Origin of the sequence: Paenibacillus silagei, from assembly GCF_017874735.1 — a bacterium.
In the GTDB taxonomy this organism is placed as follows: domain Bacteria; phylum Bacillota; class Bacilli; order Paenibacillales; family Paenibacillaceae; genus Paenibacillus_AQ; species Paenibacillus_AQ silagei.
This window is the reverse complement of the sequence record NZ_JAGGLV010000046.1, coordinates 1-20,067: the sequence shown is the minus strand read 5'-3', so window position 1 is coordinate 20,067 and position 20,067 is coordinate 1. Positions and strand designations below refer to the sequence as shown.

At 53.8% G+C, this 20,067-nt stretch carries 15 protein-coding genes; 14 read left to right on the top strand and 1 reads right to left on the bottom strand.

Going from position 1 to position 20,067, the window contains the following annotated elements:
- Nucleotides 1-716: 716 nt before the first annotated feature.
- From mutS to glnA, 14 genes are all read left to right on the top strand, one after another.
- Nucleotides 717-3,575 carry a DNA mismatch repair protein MutS gene (gene mutS / locus J2Z70_RS32895; protein WP_209880066.1) on the top strand — a complete coding sequence of 953 codons (2,859 nt, stop codon included), beginning with the start codon at nt 717-719 and terminating at the stop codon, nt 3,573-3,575.
- Nucleotides 3,576-4,085: 510 nt separating this feature from the next.
- Complete coding sequence (gene mutL, locus J2Z70_RS32890) at nt 4,086-6,188, top strand: DNA mismatch repair endonuclease MutL (protein WP_209880063.1); 2,103 nt, start codon at nt 4,086-4,088, stop codon at nt 6,186-6,188.
- A gap of 41 nt (nt 6,189-6,229) precedes the next feature.
- The gene (locus tag J2Z70_RS32885) at nt 6,230-7,009 is read left to right on the top strand and encodes a class I SAM-dependent methyltransferase (protein ID WP_209880060.1); all 780 of its coding nucleotides are present in this window, start codon (nt 6,230-6,232) and stop codon (nt 7,007-7,009) included.
- Nucleotides 6,999-7,979, top strand: a complete 981-nt coding sequence (gene miaA, locus J2Z70_RS32880; protein WP_209880057.1) for a tRNA (adenosine(37)-N6)-dimethylallyltransferase MiaA — start codon at nt 6,999-7,001, stop codon at nt 7,977-7,979. Before J2Z70_RS32885 ends, miaA begins: the two co-directional genes overlap by 11 nt.
- A gap of 19 nt (nt 7,980-7,998) precedes the next feature.
- Nucleotides 7,999-8,238, top strand: a complete 240-nt coding sequence (hfq, locus tag J2Z70_RS32875; RefSeq protein ID WP_036695479.1) for an RNA chaperone Hfq — start codon at nt 7,999-8,001, stop codon at nt 8,236-8,238.
- Nucleotides 8,239-8,377: 139 nt separating this feature from the next.
- Nucleotides 8,378-11,029 (top strand): transglycosylase domain-containing protein, encoded by a 2,652-nt coding sequence (locus J2Z70_RS32870; protein WP_209880054.1) that lies wholly within the window; start codon nt 8,378-8,380, stop codon nt 11,027-11,029.
- Between the two features lie 158 nt (nt 11,030-11,187).
- Nucleotides 11,188-11,742, top strand: a complete 555-nt coding sequence (locus tag J2Z70_RS32865; protein ID WP_036724625.1) for a ribonuclease FAU-1 family protein — start codon at nt 11,188-11,190, stop codon at nt 11,740-11,742.
- 3 nt (nt 11,743-11,745) lie between these two features.
- Nucleotides 11,746-12,402, top strand: coding sequence for a YdcF family protein (locus tag J2Z70_RS32860; RefSeq protein WP_209880051.1), 657 nt, complete (start codon nt 11,746-11,748; stop codon nt 12,400-12,402).
- A gap of 90 nt (nt 12,403-12,492) precedes the next feature.
- Nucleotides 12,493-13,467 carry an AAA family ATPase gene (locus tag J2Z70_RS32855; RefSeq protein ID WP_209880048.1) on the top strand — a complete coding sequence of 325 codons (975 nt, stop codon included), beginning with the start codon at nt 12,493-12,495 and terminating at the stop codon, nt 13,465-13,467.
- 32 nt (nt 13,468-13,499) lie between these two features.
- Nucleotides 13,500-14,789, top strand: coding sequence for a GTPase HflX (hflX, locus tag J2Z70_RS32850; protein WP_209880045.1), 1,290 nt, complete (start codon nt 13,500-13,502; stop codon nt 14,787-14,789).
- A 175-nt stretch (nt 14,790-14,964) separates the two neighbouring features.
- Nucleotides 14,965-16,218 (top strand): methionine gamma-lyase family protein, encoded by a 1,254-nt coding sequence (locus J2Z70_RS32845; RefSeq protein ID WP_209880042.1) that lies wholly within the window; start codon nt 14,965-14,967, stop codon nt 16,216-16,218.
- 28 nt (nt 16,219-16,246) lie between these two features.
- Entirely contained in the window at nt 16,247-16,780 is a 534-nt protein-coding gene (locus tag J2Z70_RS32840; RefSeq protein WP_209880039.1) for a P-loop nucleotide/nucleoside kinase family protein, read from the top strand.
- Between the two features lie 276 nt (nt 16,781-17,056).
- Nucleotides 17,057-17,467 carry a MerR family transcriptional regulator gene (locus J2Z70_RS32835; protein ID WP_019910684.1) on the top strand — a complete coding sequence of 137 codons (411 nt, stop codon included), beginning with the start codon at nt 17,057-17,059 and terminating at the stop codon, nt 17,465-17,467.
- A gap of 29 nt (nt 17,468-17,496) precedes the next feature.
- Nucleotides 17,497-18,825 carry a type I glutamate--ammonia ligase gene (gene glnA, locus J2Z70_RS32830; protein WP_036724635.1) on the top strand — a complete coding sequence of 443 codons (1,329 nt, stop codon included), beginning with the start codon at nt 17,497-17,499 and terminating at the stop codon, nt 18,823-18,825.
- Nucleotides 18,826-19,436: 611 nt separating this feature from the next.
- Here the strand turns inward: glnA and J2Z70_RS32825 are convergent.
- Nucleotides 19,437-19,751, bottom strand: coding sequence for a carbohydrate kinase family protein (locus J2Z70_RS32825; protein WP_209880036.1), 315 nt, complete (start codon nt 19,749-19,751; stop codon nt 19,437-19,439).
- Nucleotides 19,752-20,067 lie beyond the last annotated feature (316 nt).

Sequence of the window (20,067 nt, the reverse complement as noted above, 5' to 3'; positions counted from 1 at the left end):
GGGTGAAGAGCCGTATGCGTAAATTGCGCACGTACGGATCTGTGAGGGGTAGGGGCACAATCCACGAAGGAAAGGCCCCGCCTACTCGACCAACAGATCCTATTTTTCAGCCAATCACAGGGCCATCTAATGCACAAACTACAATAGAATAAAAAAACTGCCGGGAACACTCTTCACCATACTTGACTGATGCCTGCCTGAGCCTCCGTCACCATATTTCGCACTCACACCTGCATCCGCATTTGCCACCCCACACTCGCACTCGCGTATACGCATCTGGACCAAGCATTCTCACCTGTATTCCCGTCACATATGGCCCGCACTCTGACCAAATATTCTCAGTTGCACTTACAGGCTCACCCACATCCCATACTGATTTTTTGACCAGCATTCGTAAACATACACATTACACTCTCATCTACACCTAACAAGCTACTCACGCCCGCCCCCACATCCTCGCCCGCCCCAGCATCCCGCCTCAACCCGCCCCAACATCCATCCCCATATTCCTCCCACGCCCAGACCCATACATCTCCCACACGCACACTTGACACTCCTCCTCACTAACCCCTAATCCCCAAGCGCCAACCCGGCCGACATCCCCCTGAATATCCCCGCCAACGTTTAGCAACCTTTGCGGGCGTGCCGGGGGTAACCCGGGGAGCGGAGTTTCTGCTATAATAGAGAACAGTATGAAGTAGGTATGGAGGTAGACGATGGCAAACTATACGCCGATGATTCAGCAGTATCTCAAAGTCAAGGAAGGGGCGAAAGACGCTTTCCTTTTCTTTCGTCTGGGCGATTTCTATGAAATGTTCTTCGAGGATGCGCTGCTTGCATCCAAAGAGCTTGAGATTACATTAACAGGCCGCGATGGCGGGGTGGGCGAGAAAATTCCAATGTGCGGAGTGCCGTATCATGCCGCCGAGGGGTACATACAGCGACTGATCGAGAAGGGCTACAAGGTCGCGATCTGCGAGCAGCTGGATGATCCTGCGGTGACTAAAGGGATGGTCCGCCGTGATATCGTCCGGGTCGTAACACCGGGTACGGTGATGGATGGCAAGATTATTTCGGACAAAAGCAACAACTACCTCGTCTGCGTAACAGAGGAAGACGGGATGATGGCGCTGGCCGCCTGCGATTTGACGACAGGTGAGCTGTATGTCACATCGGTTCTCTCAAGCAACGAGTGGCTGCGCGATGAGATTGGCATCTACGAGCCTGCGGAGATTATCGGCGATTCAGCTCTGCTGGAGGAGCTGCGCAGTGAAGCTTCCCTGCTGGCCAAGCCTGTGGTCTATACGCCGTGGGACAAGCAGGAGGAGGCGCTGGCCCGCCGCCAGTTCGGCGAAGCGGCCTGGGTCCGGCTGGAGAAGGAGCGCGGCCGTGTGCTGGCGCTGCTGATCTCCTATTTCAGCGAGACCCAGCGGCGTTCACTGGGACAGCTTACCCAGATCTCGCCTTACGAGCCGGGGAATTATATGATTCTCGATCCGTTCACCCGGCGGAATCTGGAGCTGACCGAGACCGTGAGGGAACGCTCCAAAAAAGGCTCGCTGCTCTGGCTCCTGGACCGCACCGAGACCTCCATGGGCGGACGCCTGCTGCGCCGCCGGATTGATAAGCCGCTCTTGCAGCGCGCGCCGATTGAGCGCCGTCTGGAAGCCGTCGACTATCTGTATAACCAGTTCATCGTCCGCGAGGATCTGCGCGGGGCGCTGAAGGAGATCTACGATCTGGAGCGGCTGGTCGGGCGTATTGCCTTCGGCAGTGCGAACGGGCGCGATATGAACGCACTCAGACTGTCCCTGGCCCAGATTCCTGCGCTGAAGGAGATGTGCCTGACCTCCGGCTCTTCTACCTTAAGGGAGATCGGTGCGTCTATGGATGAATGCGCGAAGCTTCGTGAAGATATCGAGCGGGCGATTGTGGAGGATGCGCCTGTGTCCGTGCGTGACGGCGGAATCATCCGCGCGGGCTACCATGAGCGTCTGGACGAGCTGCGGGAAGCCAGCAGCAGCGGCAAGCGCTGGATTGCCGAGCTTGAGGCGAAGGAACGCCAGGTGACAGGGATCAAATCCCTCAAGATCGGCTACAACAAAGTCTTTGGCTATTATATAGAAATTACCCGTTCCAATCTGTCCTCGCTGCCGGAAGGCCGTTATGAGCGCAAACAGACACTGGCCAATGCCGAGCGTTATGTCACTCCTGAGCTGAAGGAGAAGGAAGCCCTGATCCTGGAAGCCCAGGATAAGATGACAGATCTGGAATACAGTCTGTTCACCGAGCTGCGCGAGCGGATCAGCAGCCAGGTTCCGCGCCTGCAGGCGCTGGCCGAGAAGGTGGCGGAGATTGATGTGTATCAGTGCCTCGCAGCGGTCAGCGCGGAGCACCGGTTCGTGAAGCCGAAGCTGTCCGACAGCTATGATCTGCGGGTTGAAGGCGGACGCCATCCGGTCGTGGAGGCGGTGCTGAAGGATTCGGCGTTTATTGCCAACGGCAGCACACTCAGCAAGGACGAAGGAAATATCCTGCTGATTACAGGGCCGAACATGGCCGGCAAAAGCACGTATATGCGCCAGGTGGCGCTCATCTGCATCATGGCCCAGATCGGCTGCTTCGTGCCTGCAGCCAGCGCCGAGGTGGCGCTGATCGACCGCATCTTCACGCGAATCGGTGCAGCGGACGATCTGATTGGCGGCCAGAGCACGTTCATGGTCGAAATGGCCGACATTCAGGTCATGACCGAGAAAGCAACCGCCCGCAGCCTGATCATCATCGATGAGCTGGGCCGGGGGACCTCAACCAGTGAGGGGATGGCGATTGCCCAGGCGGTGATCGAATATGTGCATGATACCATTGCCTGCAAGGCACTGGTATCCACACATTTCCATGAACTGGCCCATTTGGAGCAGAGCCTTAGCGGTCTGCGGAATTATTCGATGGCGGTCCAGGAGAGCGGCGACAAGGTGAACTTCCTCCGCAAGCTGGTGCCGGGAGCTGCGGACAGCAGCTACGGGATCTATTGTGCAAGGCTGGCTGGATTGCCAGAAGGAATTATTGACCGGGCCTACGGGCTGCTCCAGAGCATTGAGCAGGCTTCTCCGCCGGGTAGCGCAGCGCTGAATTACGGCACGGGTTACAGTGACCGGAACGGGGGCGGAACGGTTATACAGGAGCATCAGGCAACCGCTGCGCAGACGCCGGATGCCGGAAAAGGAGCTGCCATAGGCAGCCACTCCTATTCGGCTGAACGCACCGCGCAAGCTCCAGCACATCCGGACCCGTATTCCGAAGCAGCAGCTTCTATGGCTGCCGGACAGCGGGAGGCTGCCGTATCCCTTGCTTCTCCCGTAGAGGAAGAGGACAATGAAGTGGTGCAGCTGTCTATTTTTGGCGAGGAAGAGCCGCGCAAGAACCGCAAGGGAGCAGCAGTGATGCCTGCTGTCAAAGACAATTCGCTGCTCAAAGAGTTAATCAACGCCGTGCAAGGCGCGGATCTGATGAACATGACCCCGCTGCAGGCGATGGGCCTCTTGAATGAGCTGAAGCTGAAGGCAAGGGAGCTGTAGTTCAGCGGAACTGCTGCCGTTGAAGGTGTGCTTAAAACCGAATACGATTGGCTGTTACAGCGGAATAAGTAGCAAATATATGTGAAAAACAGCATACATTGTGCTCGCAAGCAGGCACACGGCCCGAATGTATGTGAAAAACAACATACATTGTGCTCGCAAGCAGGCACACGGCCCGAATATATGTGAAAAACAACATAGATTGTGCTCGAAAGCAGGCATACGGCCCGAATATATGTGAAAAACAGCATACATTGTGCTCGCAAGCAGGCACACGGCCCGAATATATGTGAAAAACAGCATACATTATACTCGCAAGCAGGCACACAGCCTGATTGTATGTGAAAAACAGCATACATTGTGCTCGCGAGAAGGTAATCTTATTCATCCGTTAGGGTGATTTTGCAAAGCCATTTCTACTTGTCCGAATAAGGCTTTTACAGTCCGTTTTTTACAGTCCGTTAATTTTCAATATGATCTATACAATAAATCAATGCGGGGTGAACGAATATGGCTAAAATTCATGTGCTGGATGAGCATATTGCCAACCAGATTGCTGCCGGGGAGGTAGTCGAGCGTCCTGCTTCTGTGGTGAAGGAGTTGGTCGAGAATGCAATCGATGCGGGCAGCACCCGTATTGAAGTCTCTGTGGAAGAGGGGGGACTGCAGAGCATCCGGGTGAAGGATAACGGCTCGGGGATCGAGCCGGAGGATTGCGAGACCGCCTTCTACCGCCATGCGACCAGCAAAATTGCCAGCGGCCGTGATCTCTTCCTGATCACCAGCCTCGGCTTCCGTGGAGAAGCGCTGGCGAGTATCGCGGCGGTATCGAAGCTGACGCTGCTGACCGCCAGCGGAGACGATGGTAAAGGGCGGGTGCTGGACATCGAGGGCGGAAGGCTCATCCGTAATGAAGATGCGGCTTCCGGCAAGGGCAGCGACCTCACCGTGCGGGAGTTATTCTATAATACGCCTGCACGCCTGAAGTATATGAAGAGCATCCAGACCGAGCTGGGCCATATTTCCGATGCCATGTACCGGATGGCCTTGGCCCATCCGGATATCTCCTTCACCCTCCAGCATAACAGCAATCAATTGCTGCATACGCTGGGCAACGGAGACCTGCTGCAGGTGATTGCCGCTGTGTATGGCACCTCAGCCGCCAAGGCTATGCTCCCGGTGTCGGCGGAAGATCCGGACTTCCGGATCTCCGGCTATATCAGCCGTCCCGAGTGGACACGCTCGAACCGCAATGCGGTGACGACGCTGGTCGGGGGCCGTTACATCCGCAGCAACGGGCTGAACGCGGCCATCATGCGCGCTTACCATACGCTGCTGCCGATTAACCGTTATCCGCTGCTGGTCCTGAAGCTGGAGATGCACCCGTCACTGGTGGATGTCAACGTGCATCCGGCCAAGCTTGAAGTACGCTTCAGTAAGGAACCCGAGCTTTACGGGTTCATAGAGCAGCAGCTCCGCTCGCTGCTGATGGGCCAGAGCTTGATTCCGCGCCCCACCAAGGAGATCATCGGCGGCAAGAACAGCAGCTCCTTCATTCAGGAGCAATTCGCCTTCTCCAAAGGCGCAGCTCCGGGCAGTATTCAGCAAGGTACGGAAGCGGGCGGTGCGGACAAGTCAGCAGATCCGCGCAGCTCCGGCCAGGGAATGCCTGGGGATGCTGGCGTCGCAGCGGGCAACCAGCTGCCTTCCAGCGGAGGGAGCGGCGCTCCGTTCTCCGGCAGCGCTGGTCCATTAACGGACGCTGCCGCTCCAGCCGCAGGAGGCCCTTACGCTGCTTCCCAAGCATCCGGGAATACCCGGCCTTATAGCGGCAGCAATGCGCCGGAGCAGCAGGCCAGAGAGACGGCCGCTGCATACAGCGGCGGGAACGCCACCCAGGGTGCGTACCGCCAGCCGTCCTCCGGTACCCGGGACAGCTACCGTCCTCAGGCAGCCATCGCTGGCCGGGGGCAGCAGCAGGCAGCCGGGGAGCTGTACGCTCCTGCGGAGCAGACCGGCACTGGTCTTCCACAGTTTCCCGAGCTGAATTATATCGGCCAGCATCACGGAACCTATATTATCGCCCAGAATGACAGCGGACTGTACCTGATTGACCAGCACGCTGCGCATGAGCGGGTGAATTATGAATTTTATTATGAGAAATTCGGCAAGCCTGAAGATGCCTCACAGGAGCTTTTGCTGCCGATTACGCTGGAGTTCACGCCTTCGGAGAGCAGGCAGCTTAGCGAACGGCTGCACTGGTTCGAGCAGGCGGGGGTTGTGCTTGAGCATTTTGGCGGGCAGACCTTCCTGGTCCGTTCCTTGCCGTACTGGTTCCCGGAAGGGGACGAGAAGGCGGTAATTGAAGAGATGGCAGAGTGGGTCTTAAGCGAACGGTCGATTGACCTCGCCAAGCTGCGCGAGAAATCCTCCATTCTCTGCTCCTGCAAGGCTTCGATCAAGGCCAACCAGAAGCTTACAGAGCTGGAAGTGGAATCGCTCCTCACCCGGCTCGCGGCCTGCCGTCAGCCTTATACCTGCCCGCATGGACGCCCGATCGTTGTGTCGTTCTCGGCCTATGATCTGGAGAAGCTGTTTAAGCGCGTTATGTAGTGGCTATATTGTACATTTATAGAGTGCAGAACGGAGGCAACATGATTATAACGACGGGCTTTGACCCGATACCGCAAGTGGTGGCCCGGACCCGGGAGCTTGCGGACCGCACAGGCTGCGCCTATGCTCCGAGAGCGAAATTCTCAATGAGCAAGCTGGTGGAGCATTACGGGGACGAACAGATTCTGGTAGTTCTGCAGGAGGCCGTCCGGCTGATTACGCCGGGAATGCCGCCGATGGAATTCCATCCCAGCATGGGGTTTGTCCGCGCCAAAAGAATCTTAAGAGGCGAGCCGGACCCTATGATCGATGCCGCAGGCATGCTCCCCGGCGACAGCGTGCTGGACTGCACGGCCGGACTCGGAGCGGATTCGCTGCTGTTCGCAGTCACCGGAGGGGAGACCTCCAAGGTGACGGCACTGGAGAGCTCGCTGCCGTTGTATGCTCTCCTGCTGGAAGGGATGAGCGGGTATGTGTCCGGCCAGGTGAAGGTGAACGAAGCGCTGCGCCGTATTGATGTGCAGCACGGGGATCATCTGGAATATTTGCGGGCCCAGCCGGACAAAAGCATCGACATCGTCTACTTCGACCCGATGTTCCGGGTGCCGCTGACGGATTCGGCGGCGATCTCGCCGCTGCGGCAATTCGCGAATCCGGCTGCATTGTCAGCTGATAGCGTGGCTGAGGCAACCAGGGTTGCGCGCAAGACGGTGCTGCTGAAGGAGAAGGCACTGAGCGGAGAGTTCACCCGGCTGGGCTTCAAGGAGCTGCTGCGGGCCAATGCCAAAACATCGTACGGGGTGATTACCATTGACAACTAAGAAGAAACGCAAAGTGCTTGTACTGCTGGGTCCGACAGCGGTCGGCAAGACCAGACTGAGTCTGGAGCTGGCCGAGGCTCACGGAGCCGAGATCATCTCCGGGGATTCGATGCAGGTCTACCGCGGGATGGATATCGGTACGGCCAAGATCACGCCTGCCGAGATGAAGGGCATTCCCCATCATCTGATTGATATTCATGATCCGCAGGATGCCTATTCCACGGCTGAATTCCAGGAGCAGGGAGCACGGCTCATTGAGGAGATCAGCGCGAGGGGCAAGCTGCCTTTTATTGTGGGCGGTACTGGACTGTATATTGAGTCGTTATGCTACGGCTTCCGCTTCTCCGAAGCGGTGGCTGACGAGGCTTTCCGTGAGCAGCAGGAGGCTTATGCCGAAGAGCATGGGGCTGATGCCCTGCATGCCCGTCTGGCAGCGGTAGACCCGGCCAGCGCGGAGCGGCTGCATCCAAATGACCGCAGGCGGATCATCCGCGCGCTGGAGATTTTTCACCAGACGAACATCCCGTTATCCGACTCGCTGGCCGGCCAGAACAAGGAGTCTCCCTATGATTTATGCCTGATCGGTTTGACAATGGACCGGAAAATACTATATAAACGTATTGAAGAGCGAATCGATCAGATGCTGGCGGATGGCCTCGTGCCTGAGGTGCAGCGGCTGCTGGATCAAGGCTACGGCAGGAGTCTTGTATCTATGCAGGGTCTGGGCTACAAGGAAATTGCCGCCTACCTGGAGGGGGAGCTGACGCTTGAGGAAGCCGTGGTGCTGCTGAAGCGTGATACCCGCCGGTTTGCCAAGCGGCAGTTGTCATGGTTTCGCCACATGAAGGAGATTCAGTGGATTGACGTCCTGGAGAGCCAAAACTTTTCTGAGAATTTTGCGAAATTAAATGGTATAATAGCAGGAAAGTTTCTCACAGGTCTTGAATATACTTCTGAACAATCTAATTGAACCATTGGGGGTACGTCATATGAACAAGTCCATTAATATTCAAGATACGTTCTTGAACCAGCTGCGCAAAGAGAATATCCCTGCTACAGTATATTTGACCAACGGCTTTCAAATCCGGGGAATTATCAAAGCGTTCGACAACTTCACCATTGTCATCGACAGTGACGGGCGCCAGCAGATGGTGTACAAGCATGCGATCTCCACATTTACGCCGCAGCGAAGCGTATCACTGATGCAGGACAACAATAACGAGAATTAAGATTTTACCGTCTTGAAGCGAAACCTTTTTGTTTATAAATCGTTTGAATAGAGAGTGCGAGAGAGCAACCTGAGAAGGTTGTTCTTTTCATTCGTGAACATCATTTACGTTTTTTCCGTTAAGGGAGTCAGGAGGCAGCATGTCCAGAGACCAGTTAACCCGGAGCGGCGGCAATAGAAACAGAGGAAGTCAGCCGTCAAGCTCCCAAGGGAAGCCGAAGAAAAAAAAGAAAAGATTCTTAACCAAAAAGCGTGTGCTGTGGAGTTTGTTTTTTTCAATTGCGCTAGCTATTTTTTGTGCGCTGGGCGGTTATTTGTTCATCATGCTGAACGGGCAGAAGCTGCTGGATGAGAACAGGGACAAGCTGACGATCAATCCGCCGACACAGATTTTTGACCGGAACCGGAACCTGATCGGAGAGCTGTCATTGGAGAAAAGCGATCCGGTGGAATATGAGGATCTTCCCCAGATGCTGGTTAAAGCATTCGTAGCCACCGAGGATAAACGGTTCTTCGAGCATAACGGGGTGGATCTCTGGTCCATCGGACGAGCGGCCGTTAAGGATATTGCGGCCCGCAGTATGGTAGAAGGCGGGAGTACAATTACCCAGCAACTGGCGAAGAACATCTTTCTGAACCGCGACAAGACCTTCTTCCGTAAGGCGACCGAGGTGTCGATTGCCGTTGCACTGGAGAAGCAAGAATCCAAAGAGAGTATTATCACGATGTATTTGAACCGGATTCCTTTCGGCGGAACCACTTACGGGATCAAGGCAGCATCAATCCGTTATTTCGGGAAAGACAATCTGAATGAACTTAAGTTGTGGCAAATAGCAACCCTGGCTGCAATGCCCAAAGGGCCATCCCGCTACAACCCGCTGCGTAACCCCGAGCTGTCGAAGGAACGCCGCGGCGTAGTGCTTCAACTCATGTATGAGCAGAAGCTGATTACCAAAGAGCAGATGGACGAGGCGAAGGCCGTGGATTACAACTACAAGCCGCCTGAGAAGAAGCAGCGTTACCAGGCATTCATTGATTATGCGATTGGTGAGGCTGAGGACAAATTCGGGCTGACCGAGGATGATCTCAATATCGGCGGGTATAAGATTTATACAACCATGGATAAGCATGCCCAGGAGACGATCGAGGATGCTTTTGCCGATAGTGATAACTTCGAGAAAAGTGTGGACGATGAGCTGGTTCAGGGCTCAATGACCATTGTGAATCAGGAGAATGGCAGCGTTGTAGCCTTGATGGGCGGACGTAATTATGAGAAAAAAGGCTACAGCCGGATCGACGGCAGCCGCCGCTCACCGGGTTCTGCCTTCAAGCCCCTGGTATCCTATGCACCGGCACTGGAATCCGGTAAATTCACGAATGATTCCATGCTGAGCAATGAGAAGCAGTGCTTCGGCAAATATTGTCCGAACAATCTGCACGGGTACTCGAAGTCGATCAGCATGGGCGATGCGCTGACGAAGTCGGAGAATATTCCGGCGGTCTGGCTGCTGAATGAGATTGGTGTAAATACCGGCTTTCAGTTCGCCAAGAAGCTGGGGATTAACCTGAAGGATGAAGACAAGAACCTGTCGCTCGCCCTCGGCGGGATGAGTGAGGGAACGAACACGATGGAGATGGCCCAGGCCTACAGTGCGTTCGCCAATGGCGGAGAACTGCGGGAGGCATACTCCATCAAGTCTATAGCTGACGCTGATGACAAGACCGTCTACAAGGCGAACACCAAGGCAGACCGTGTGATGAGTGAACAGACGGCCTATCAGATGACAGAGATGATGCAGCGTGTTGTACAGGACGGTACAGGTAAAAAAGCGAAAATTAACCGTCCGGTAGCCGGTAAGACCGGTACAACACAAAGCGGATATAAGGGCATCAGCTCGAACCGTGATGTCTGGTTCGTGGGTTATACGCCGGAATGGACGGCAGCGGTATGGATGGGCTATGACAAGCCGAGCAAGACCCATCTGCTGAAGAACAGCAGTCCGCTGGCCGCGGCCTTCTGGGGCAAGGTCATGGAGAAGGCGCTCGAAGGTGTGCCTGCCAAGCAGTTCCCGGTACCGAAGGGCGCTGCTCCAGAGGTAGAGGCTACGCCGACGCCTGAAGCGGTATCGGCGGTAACGGGCTTCCAGGCTGCGTATGATCCATCCACGATGACGGTCAATATGAGCTGGAATCCTGCTGCGGCCAGCGGTGTAGAATACCGTATTTACCGCCGCGAGACGTCTGAAGCAGACTTCACCCCGCTCATGAACACCATGGCCTCGAATATCGGGGACATCAGTGCGATGCCGGGACTGTCTTACGAATATTATGTTACTGCATATTATCAGGAACTAGATCAGGAGAGCGAGCCTTCTGAGACTATAACGGTGTCCGTTCAGGATGAGCTTCAGACCCCTGAGCCAGAGATGACGCCTGACCCGAATCTGCCTACGGATAACCCCGATAACGGCGGCGATTCCGGAAATGGAGAGAACGGCGGCAATCCGCCTGACAATGGACCTGGGAATAACGGATCAGGTAATAATGGTCCAGGCAATCACGGTCCAGGTAATAACGGCAATGGTCAAGGAGGGGATAACGGCAGCGGAGCAGCCACAACCCCGCCTGAGATGACACCGCCGCCTGCGGCTGCCACGGCAGAGCCACTACCGACACCGGAGGCGACGACCGGTACTGTCGATCCTGGAATCATCCCTGACCCGAATGCCGGAACCGATCCGGCAAGTGATCCGGGCAGCGGTTTTGTTGAAGGACCCGGCAATGTGCATTAGACTGACTTGAAGTCAAATTCATAGCATTAACGATTACCCTGACAGCTCCGGGAGCTCTGCGCTATGCAGAATTGCCGGATGTCGGGGTTTTCTTGTTTTGAGTGTCTCTGCAAAATGTGTTAAGCTGAATGCACCATTATCAGAAGAGGGTTATTCATATGAAACGTAAATTCGGAGACCGGGCCAACTGGCGCAGGATTACCCGCCGCCATTTTGCCTGCCGCTATGTGGAGACCCGGGAGTTCAGCGGTTATATCACACTCTACACTATATACGGGCTGAAGGAGCCGCTATGGAAGAGTTACGGCAGGCATACATACCGCATTGCGGACAAGGGATATTCATGGCTGCAGTATTTTCCCAAGGACAGCCACTATATTGTGACGGCCATGTTTGATGAACGGCAAAATATTGTGCAGTGGTACATTGACACCTGCAAGGTCCAGGGCGTGACCGATCAAGGGGTTCCCTGGTTCGATGATCTGTATCTGGATGTTGTAGTGCTGTGGAATGGTGAAGTATTTCTGCTGGATGAGGATGAGCTGGAGGAAGCGCTGGAGCGGGAAGATATCACGGACAGTGATTATCAGTTAGCCTGGTCAACAGCCAATTCAATTCTGCGTGCGATAGACGCTCATGCCTTTCCGTATTTCTCCCTTTCACTGAAGCATCGTGCCGAATTGTTTCATCACGGAGAATTTAGGAGGAAGTAGATCATGGATTGGTATGTCTACCAACGGGGTTCATCCCCGATCCGCAAAGTGTCGCGCAAGCGCCGCCACCGCACGAAGAGGGTGCTGCTGGTCTCGCTGCTGGTACTGATTGTGGCCGGATTCATCTGGTGCGGAGTAGTCTTTAACAGAATTAACAGTGCAGCAACCACCTCGCCCATGGTGAAGGCGGACGCCGGAGTTATTCTGGGGATGTCGATGTGGGGCGATGAACCGAGCCCCGGGCTGAAGGAACGGCTGGATTATGCGCTTGAGCTGTATAAGTCTGGTGCATTCAGCCATTTTGTTGTCTCTGGAGGGCTGGATCAGCCGGAGTATAAGTACACGGAAGCCAAAGGCATGCAGAGGTATCTGGTTGCCCATGGAGTACCTGACAAGGTGATCTATCTGGAGGACCAGTCTACCAGCACTTACGAGAACCTGCTGTTCAGCAAGACAGTCATGCAGCAGGAGGGATTGTCTTCAGCTGTCGTGATTACCCATGATTTTCATGGCCGCCGCGCCTTGGAGACTGCGCGTAAGCTGGGGTATAAGAACCCGGAGCTTGGCGTCACGGAGTCTAAAGTGATGTCGATGCTTAAGTATAAGTCCCGCGAGATTCTGGCCTACACCAAATGGAAATTGCAGGAGCTGTCGCTGTAAATCTGCTAATTTCCAAAACTGCTAATAACGCCTTTTATACTGGAATAGACTGGTTAGAGCAAGTCAGACCTGTATAATGAGGTGAACTAGGTGAACGGACATGTAGCGGCGGCAAGCAGCGGACGGGAAGAACGCAGACCGTCCAGGCAGATTAACATTGTGCTGAATAATCAGGCTCCGGCCCCGGTGTCCGGCTTGCCGGCTGATAGCGCAGGCGGCACGGCAGCTCCCAAGCCCGGCAGCCATAGCGGACTGTTCCAGGAGCTGAGCCGGGAGCTGGATGCACTTGTAGGTCTGGATAACATCAAAGAGCTGGTCTTCGAGATCTATGCCCTGCTGCAGGTGGCCCAGATGCGCAGTGAAGCCGGACTTGCCACCGGAGGCCAGGCCTACCATATGGTATTCAAGGGCAATCCGGGGACTGGCAAAACCACGGTTGCACGGATTGTGGCGAAGCTGTTCCAGCGGATGGGTGTGCTCAGTAAAGGGCATCTGATTGAAGTAGAGCGCGCAGATCTGGTAGGCGAATATATCGGACATACTGCCCAGAAGACGCGGGATCTGGTGAAAAAAGCGCTCGGCGGTATTCTCTTCATCGATGAAGCTTACAGTCTGGCCCGCGGCGGAGACAAGGATTTCGGCAAGGAGGCCATCGATACGCTGGTCAAATCGATGGAGGACCACCGCAGCCAGTTTGTCCTGATTCTGGCCGGGTATTCCGGCGAGATTGACTATTTTCTGATGAGTAATCCGGGTCTGCCCTCGCGGTTTCCGATCCAGGTTGAATTTCCCGATTATACCATCGACCAGCTGCTGCAGATTGCCGAGCTGATGGCCAAGGACCGTGATTATATTCTGATGCCGCAGGCCATACTCAGACTCAAGCAGCATTTGCTTATGGAGAAGACAGAGAGTCTGCATGCTTTCAGCAATGCAAGATATGTACGCAACAGTATTGAGAAGGCGGTACGCGCACAGGCTGTGCGGCTCTTGAACCAGTATGAGAGTACAAGTCCGGGCAAGCAGGAGCTGATGACGCTGCGGACCGAGGATTTCAAAGGATAGTCCAGGAAGAATAGATGAGGAGCATGGAATGAATGGCAACTACAACACATGACACAGAGACAGAAGTGCAGGACCGGGCGATTCTTGTCAGTCTGGTGACTGACAAGATCAAACGTACCGGGATCGACCCTGAGCTCTCGCTCCAGGAGCTTGTACAATTAGCAGAGACCGCTGGAGTAGAAGTGCTGGATGTACTGCGGCAGAATAAGGAGACGCCGGATTCCAGGTGGTTTATCGGTAAAGGCAAGGTGGAGGAGCTTCGGATGGCCGCTGACGGGCTTGGCGCGAATACCGCGATCTTCGATCAGGAGCTGTCCGGGGCGCAGGTGCGTAATCTGGAAGAGGCGCTGGATCTCAAAATCATTGACCGTACGCAGCTGATTCTCGATATCTTCGCCGGACGCGCGAAGACCCGTGAAGGGATCATCCAGGTAGAGCTGGCCCAGCTGTCTTATCTGCTGCCGCGCCTGTCTGGACAAGGCAAGAATCTGTCACGTCAGGGTGGCGGAATCGGTACGAGAGGTCCCGGAGAGAGCAAGCTGGAGACGGACCGCCGGCATATCCGTGAGCGGATTACCGAGCTGAAGCGCCAGCTGGATGAGGTGGTCAAGACCCGTGAGCTGCACCGTGAACACCGCCGCAAGAGCGGTGCGGTTCAGGTGGCACTGGTAGGCTATACCAACGCTGGCAAATCCACGCTGCTGAAGCAGCTGACCGATGCCGATGTGTACATCGAGAACCAATTGTTCGCTACCCTTGACCCGACCTCGCGTGTGCTTCAGCTTCCGGGCAGCAAGGAGGTCGTGCTTACGGACACCGTCGGCTTCATTCAGAATCTGCCGCATGATCTAGTAGCCTCCTTCCGCGCTACGCTGGAGGAAGTCAATGAAGCCAATCTGGTGCTGCATGTGGTGGATTCCTCTTCTCCGATGCGTGAGGAGCAGATGGAGGTCGTTCAGACGATTCTGCAGGATCTGGGCGCGGCAGGCAAGCCGCAGATCGTATTGTTCAACAAAATCGATCTGTGTCAGCCGGAGCAGCTGGAAATGCTCCCGACCGGTGAAGGCTTCTTGAAGATCAGTGCTTTTAATGAGGAGGACCTCTCACGGATCACGGAGATCATCAGCGATCAGCTGGCCGGGGATACTCTAATCTTCCGCATTCCCGGTGACCGCGGGGATCTGTCCTCTCTGCTCTACCGGGTGGGCGAGGTGCTTGAACAGGATTATGACGGAAGCGATGTACTCTATAACGTGAGACTGAATAAAGAGGACTACGATAAATGGAGCTACAAGCTGGCTGAATTCGTGGAGCCGCAATAATTGCTTATCTGAACCCGTTTGGATCTGACTTGGCTGGTTAGAGATGAAGCATCTATATCCCCGCATTGCAACAGTCTGCTTTGGATACTGATCCAGGCAGGCTTTGCTGTGCGGGTTGTGCCTGATGCAAAAGCAGGACACCATTATACAGAATGTTAGGAGAGATGAAGGGGACATGGCAGGATTTGCAGAGGATTTATTACAGGCGGCGGAAGCTGCAGAGCTAGAAATTGAAAGTGCGGTCAAGGCGCTGGACCGGATTGTGGATCATAATCAGTGGAAGGTGATCGAAGCCTTTCAGCGCCAGCATGTAAGTGATTTTCACTTCGCGGGTTCTACCGGATATGCCTACAACGACCGGGGGCGCGAGGTGCTGGATCTGGTCTATGCCGAAGTATTCGGTGCGGAAGCGGCGCTAGTCCGGCCGCATTTCGCTTCAGGAACTCATACCATATCTACCGCTCTGTTCGGTGTGCTGCGGCCCGGAGATGAGCTTCTGTACATTACAGGACGTCCCTATGATACGCTGCATAAGGTAGTTGGGAAACCAGGAGACGGGACAGGCTCTCTGGCCGATTTCGGCATAGGCTACCGGGAGACAGCGCTGACAGAAGAGGGGAAGGTTGACTGGGAGGAGGTCGCCTTAGCAATAAATGACAAGACCAAGGTCATCGGAATCCAGCGTTCACGCGGCTATGACTGGCGTTCGTCCTTCACGGTCGCTGAGATTGGCGAGATGGCAGCACGGGTAAAAGCTATTAAGCCGGATGTCATCGTATTCGTGGATAACTGCTACGGAGAATTCACCGAGACGCAGGAGCCGCCGCAGGTAGGCGCTGATCTGGTCGCCGGTTCGCTGATCAAGAATCCCGGCGGCGGAATCGCTGAGACCGGCGGTTATATCTGCGGCCGTGCAGAGCTGGTGGAGCTGGCGGCCTACCGCCTGACTGCCCCTGGAATCGGCGGTGAGGTAGGAGCGATGCTCGGCACTACGCGCGGCCTGTATCAAGGCCTGTTCATGGCCCCGCATACGGTGGGACAGGCTGTGAAGGGAAGTATCTTCGCATCGGCGGTATTCCAGCGCTGCGGCTTCACTACCAAGCCTGCCTGGCATGAGCCGCGTACTGATCTGATCCAGGCGGTGGCTTTTGACGGACCCGAGCATCTGATTGCCTTCGTACAAGGTATCCAGCGCGCAGCAGCGGTAGACAGCCACGTCGTGCCTGAGCCTTGGGATATGCCGGGGTATGAGCATCCGGTCATCATGGCTGCCGGGACCTTCATCCAGGGCGGAAGCCTGGAGCTGTCGGCCGACGCGCCCATCCGCGCACCATATATCGGGTATATGCAAGGCGGATTAACGTATTCTCATGTCAAATACGGGGTATTAATGGCCTTGCAGAGTATGAGGGAGCGCAAGCTGCTGTAGTTCTTGAACACATAGGAGGCAGAGGCTGATGAACGAAGCAGAAGCTATCGAGGGATTGTTGCAGAAAAGGAGTGCGGACAAGGCTCCACTAGTCGTCATGATGTGCGGAGTAGCGGGTTCGGGCAAAACGACGTTTGCGCTTAAGCTGGAGCAGAAGGGGTTCGTCCGGCTGTCCATCGATGAGGATATTTGGAGTACACATGGCCGCTTCGGGATAGATTATCCTGAGGAAGAGTATGAATCCTTGAAGGAACAATCGGAACGCAAGCTGCGCAATGAGCTGGTGCAGCTGGTTCAGGCGAAGCGACATGTGGTGGTGGATTTCAGCTTCTGGCAGCGGCAGCGCCGGGATGATTACAAGCAGCTGATCGAAGACCATGGCGGGAAATGGGCTGTGATCTTCCTCAAGGTACAGCCTGAAGAGTTACGGCACCGGCTCCTGCTGAGGAGCGAGCGGATGGATGCCAATGCGGCATTCACCATTACCGAGGAGATTCTGACCCGCTTCCTGAACGGATTCGAGACTCCGGCTGGAGAAGGGGAATGGATCGTTGAAGCATGACATGCCATGAAGCATGTACAGTAAGCCTTTAAGGCCCCCGCAAAGCACCTGTTTCGTCATCGAAGCTGAAGCCCCGTTATATGGGCGGATTTTGCCTGCGGATTGCTCTTTGTGATATACTTCGGGGAAGCCAATCCCATGCATTTGACACTTTGATCTGTTAATCTCACAAAGGGTGAAAGAAATCTTGTGAGAAAAACTCACATACCATTGACACGCCATATAAGGAAATGTACAATGAGATGAGAAAAAGATCATTGGAAGGTTGGATGAGTCATGGGTGATGAAATCCGCAGAAATATGGCATTATTTCCTATTGGAATCGTAATGAAGTTAACAGATCTATCCGCCAGACAAATTCGTTATTATGAGCAGCACAGCCTGATCGTACCTGCGCGTACCTCCGGCAACCAGCGTTTGTTCTCTTTTAATGATGTGGAACGTCTGCTTGAGATCAAGGCGTTGATTGAGAAGGGTGTTAATATTGCCGGCATTAAGCAGGTGATGAATCCTGTCTCGAAGGAATCTGAAGAAGCTACGGTTATTACCCCTGACACAGAGGTGAGACGTAGAGAGTTGTCTGATTCGCAGCTTCACCGTCTGCTGAAGCAGGAGCTGGTTTCCGGTAAAAGACCGGGACAAGTGTCTCTAATTCAAGGTGAGCTATCCCGGTTTTTTAATAAATAATATAGAGCTGTTGAAAGGGAGAGGGTAACGTGAGCTTTACTAAAGAGGATATTCTGCGCATTTCCAAGGACGAGAACGTCCGGTTTATTCGCCTGCAATTCACCGATTTGCTGGGAACGATCAAGAATGTTGAGATTCCGGTAAGCCAGCTTGAAAAAGCACTCGACAATAAAATGATGTTCGATGGCTCTTCCATCGAAGGTTATGTGCGGATTGAAGAATCCGACATGTATCTGTATCCTGACCTGAGCACCTGGGTTATCTTCCCTTGGGTGACTGACAGCCGTGTGGCACGTCTGATTTGTGATGTGTACATGCCGGATGGCACACCGTTTGCCGGAGACCCGCGTGGTATCCTCAAGCGTTGTCTGCAGGAAGCGGAAGAAATGGGCTTCACAGCTATGAATGTCGGACCGGAGCCGGAATTCTTCCTGTTCAGAACAGATGAGAAGGGCAATCCGACTACAGAGCTGAATGACCAGGGTGGTTATTTCGATCTGGCGCCGATGGATCTTGGGGAGAACTGCCGCCGCGAAATCGTATTGACACTGGAAGAGATGGGCTTTGAAATTGAAGCCTCCCACCATGAAGTAGCTTCCGGCCAGCATGAAATTGACTTCAAATATGCCGATGCCATCAAGGCAGCGGATCAGATTCAGACCTTCAAGCTTGTCGTGAAGACGGTAGCCCGCCATCACGGCCTGCATGCAACCTTTATGCCTAAGCCGCTGTTCGGTATGAACGGATCTGGTATGCACGCTCACCAATCCCTGTTCAAAGGCAAAGAGAATATGTTCTACGATGAGAGCGATAAGCTGGGCCTTAGCAAGACTGCCCGTTATTACATGGCGGGGATTCTGAAGCACGCACGTGCTTTTGCAGCGATTACTAACCCGACGGTCAACTCTTACAAACGTCTGGTACCTGGTTATGAAGCACCTTGTTATGTAGCTTGGTCTGCTAGTAACCGTAGCCCGATGATCCGTATTCCGGCTTCGAGAGGACTTAGCACACGCGTTGAGGTTCGTAACCCGGACCCGGCGGCTAACCCTTACCTTGCACTCGCTGTTATGCTGAAGGCAGGTCTGGATGGAATCAAGCGTCAGCTGGATCTTCCGGCTCCTATCGACCGTAACATCTATGTGATGTCCGAAGAAGAGCGGATCGAAGAAGGCATCCCAAGTCTGCCAGCCGATCTGAAGGAAGCCCTGAACGAAATGATCCGCAGCCACGTGATCACAGAAGCCCTCGGCGAACACGCCCTGGCCCACTTCTACGAGCTGAAGGAAATTGAATGGGACATCTACCGGACCCAGGTTCACGAGTGGGAAAGAGATCAGTACATGACATTGTACTAGGATACAGCAGCCCCCGGCGCTATACGCGCCGGGGGCTTTTTTGTATGTGGACGCGGGAGGATTTCTTTTTGTTTTTAACGATGTTCTACTCCAAAATAAAGGACTGTCCCAGTAGCCATTTCATGGCTTTTGGAACAGCCCCTTGTAATTCATCTTAGCAATGCCGCCGGCGTTTTTTATGCTTACAAACGATAATCGCTTTTTGACCCGGGTGCAGTTTTACGACAATTACTTTTCGATGCTTCGAGCAAGACATAGTAGCTGCCTCCTATTGATTTGACATATAACAGAATATGTTCCTGGGATCAATATGGAGTGGACGTAATTACTACACTTCAATAAAGGGGCGGGTTAACCAACCTCTCCTCGAAAATTGTTCAATCCCCACCAAGCCCCTGCAAATTAGAGGGGAATTGGAGCCACTGTCTCTTTTTGCGGGGACAGGAGCGGTGTAGAACTCTTGAGTGAATTCGGATTTAGGAGAATCTAAATAGCCAGTCACCGGTGGATTTCCGGCGACTGGCTGTTTGAACTTGCAAGATGTTGATCCCTGTCCCGTAAACAGGGGGGACCGCCACCTTAAGTGGTCTGGGGGCTTCAATTCATTATCATTAATAAGCTCTAGCTGCGACTCCGTATTGATAATCGAATCCAGTACCTCCATTATCTGATGAAACTTTAATGGTATAGACTCCTGCTGGCCCGGCAGGTCCTTCTTTGTAAACTTGATAACCGTTACTTGCCGTAGTATGCCCATTAAAATAAACCGAACCATTAGGCGAATATATTATTATTTTCATTCCTTTGTGGTTTTTGTCTACCAAATAAAATCTCAAAAAGCTTCCATCACTTTTATCATAATTAAATGTGTACGTTTCGACGGAACTTAATAAGTAAGTATCCCAACTATTAAATACGTCACCCATTATGGTTATAGCTTTTGTTTTGAGAAAGAGGCTTGGGCATTAGCAAAAGAGGTACCAGATAGGCAAGCTAATGCTACAACAGACAAAACTATCAAAAATAGATAAATGAAAGCTCAATCCATAAAATAGATAGCTATAGGATAATTAAAAATAATCGTAAAAAATGAAAGAGATCAGTACATGACGCTTTACTAGGATACAAGCAGCCCCCCGGTGCAATACGGAGGCTCCTGAAAAACTAGCCGTTCTTAGAAAAAGTAAAAAAACGTATCAAAAAGACGACGCTATTCGGTCCTCCGAATGGACGTCGTCTTTT

What these genes read in the sequence shown, in the direction of transcription:
- mutS (WP_209880066.1), top strand. Translation starts at nt 717, where the DNA reads ATGGCAAACTATACGCCGATGATTCAGCAGTATCTCAAAGTCAAGGAA.
- mutL (WP_209880063.1), top strand. Translation starts at nt 4,086, where the DNA reads ATGGCTAAAATTCATGTGCTGGATGAGCATATTGCCAACCAGATTGCT.
- J2Z70_RS32845 (WP_209880042.1), top strand. Translation starts at nt 14,965, where the DNA reads ATGGCAGGATTTGCAGAGGATTTATTACAGGCGGCGGAAGCTGCAGAG.
- J2Z70_RS32870 (WP_209880054.1), top strand. Translation starts at nt 8,378, where the DNA reads ATGTCCAGAGACCAGTTAACCCGGAGCGGCGGCAATAGAAACAGAGGA.
- J2Z70_RS32825 (WP_209880036.1), bottom strand. Translation starts at nt 19,751, where the DNA reads ATGGGTGACGTATTTAATAGTTGGGATACTTACTTATTAAGTTCCGTC.
- J2Z70_RS32860 (WP_209880051.1), top strand. Translation starts at nt 11,746, where the DNA reads ATGGATTGGTATGTCTACCAACGGGGTTCATCCCCGATCCGCAAAGTG.
- hflX (WP_209880045.1), top strand. Translation starts at nt 13,500, where the DNA reads ATGGCAACTACAACACATGACACAGAGACAGAAGTGCAGGACCGGGCG.
- J2Z70_RS32865 (WP_036724625.1), top strand. Translation starts at nt 11,188, where the DNA reads ATGAAACGTAAATTCGGAGACCGGGCCAACTGGCGCAGGATTACCCGC.
- J2Z70_RS32840 (WP_209880039.1), top strand. Translation starts at nt 16,247, where the DNA reads ATGAACGAAGCAGAAGCTATCGAGGGATTGTTGCAGAAAAGGAGTGCG.
- J2Z70_RS32885 (WP_209880060.1), top strand. Translation starts at nt 6,230, where the DNA reads ATGATTATAACGACGGGCTTTGACCCGATACCGCAAGTGGTGGCCCGG.
- hfq (WP_036695479.1), top strand. Translation starts at nt 7,999, where the DNA reads ATGAACAAGTCCATTAATATTCAAGATACGTTCTTGAACCAGCTGCGC.
- J2Z70_RS32835 (WP_019910684.1), top strand. Translation starts at nt 17,057, where the DNA reads ATGGGTGATGAAATCCGCAGAAATATGGCATTATTTCCTATTGGAATC.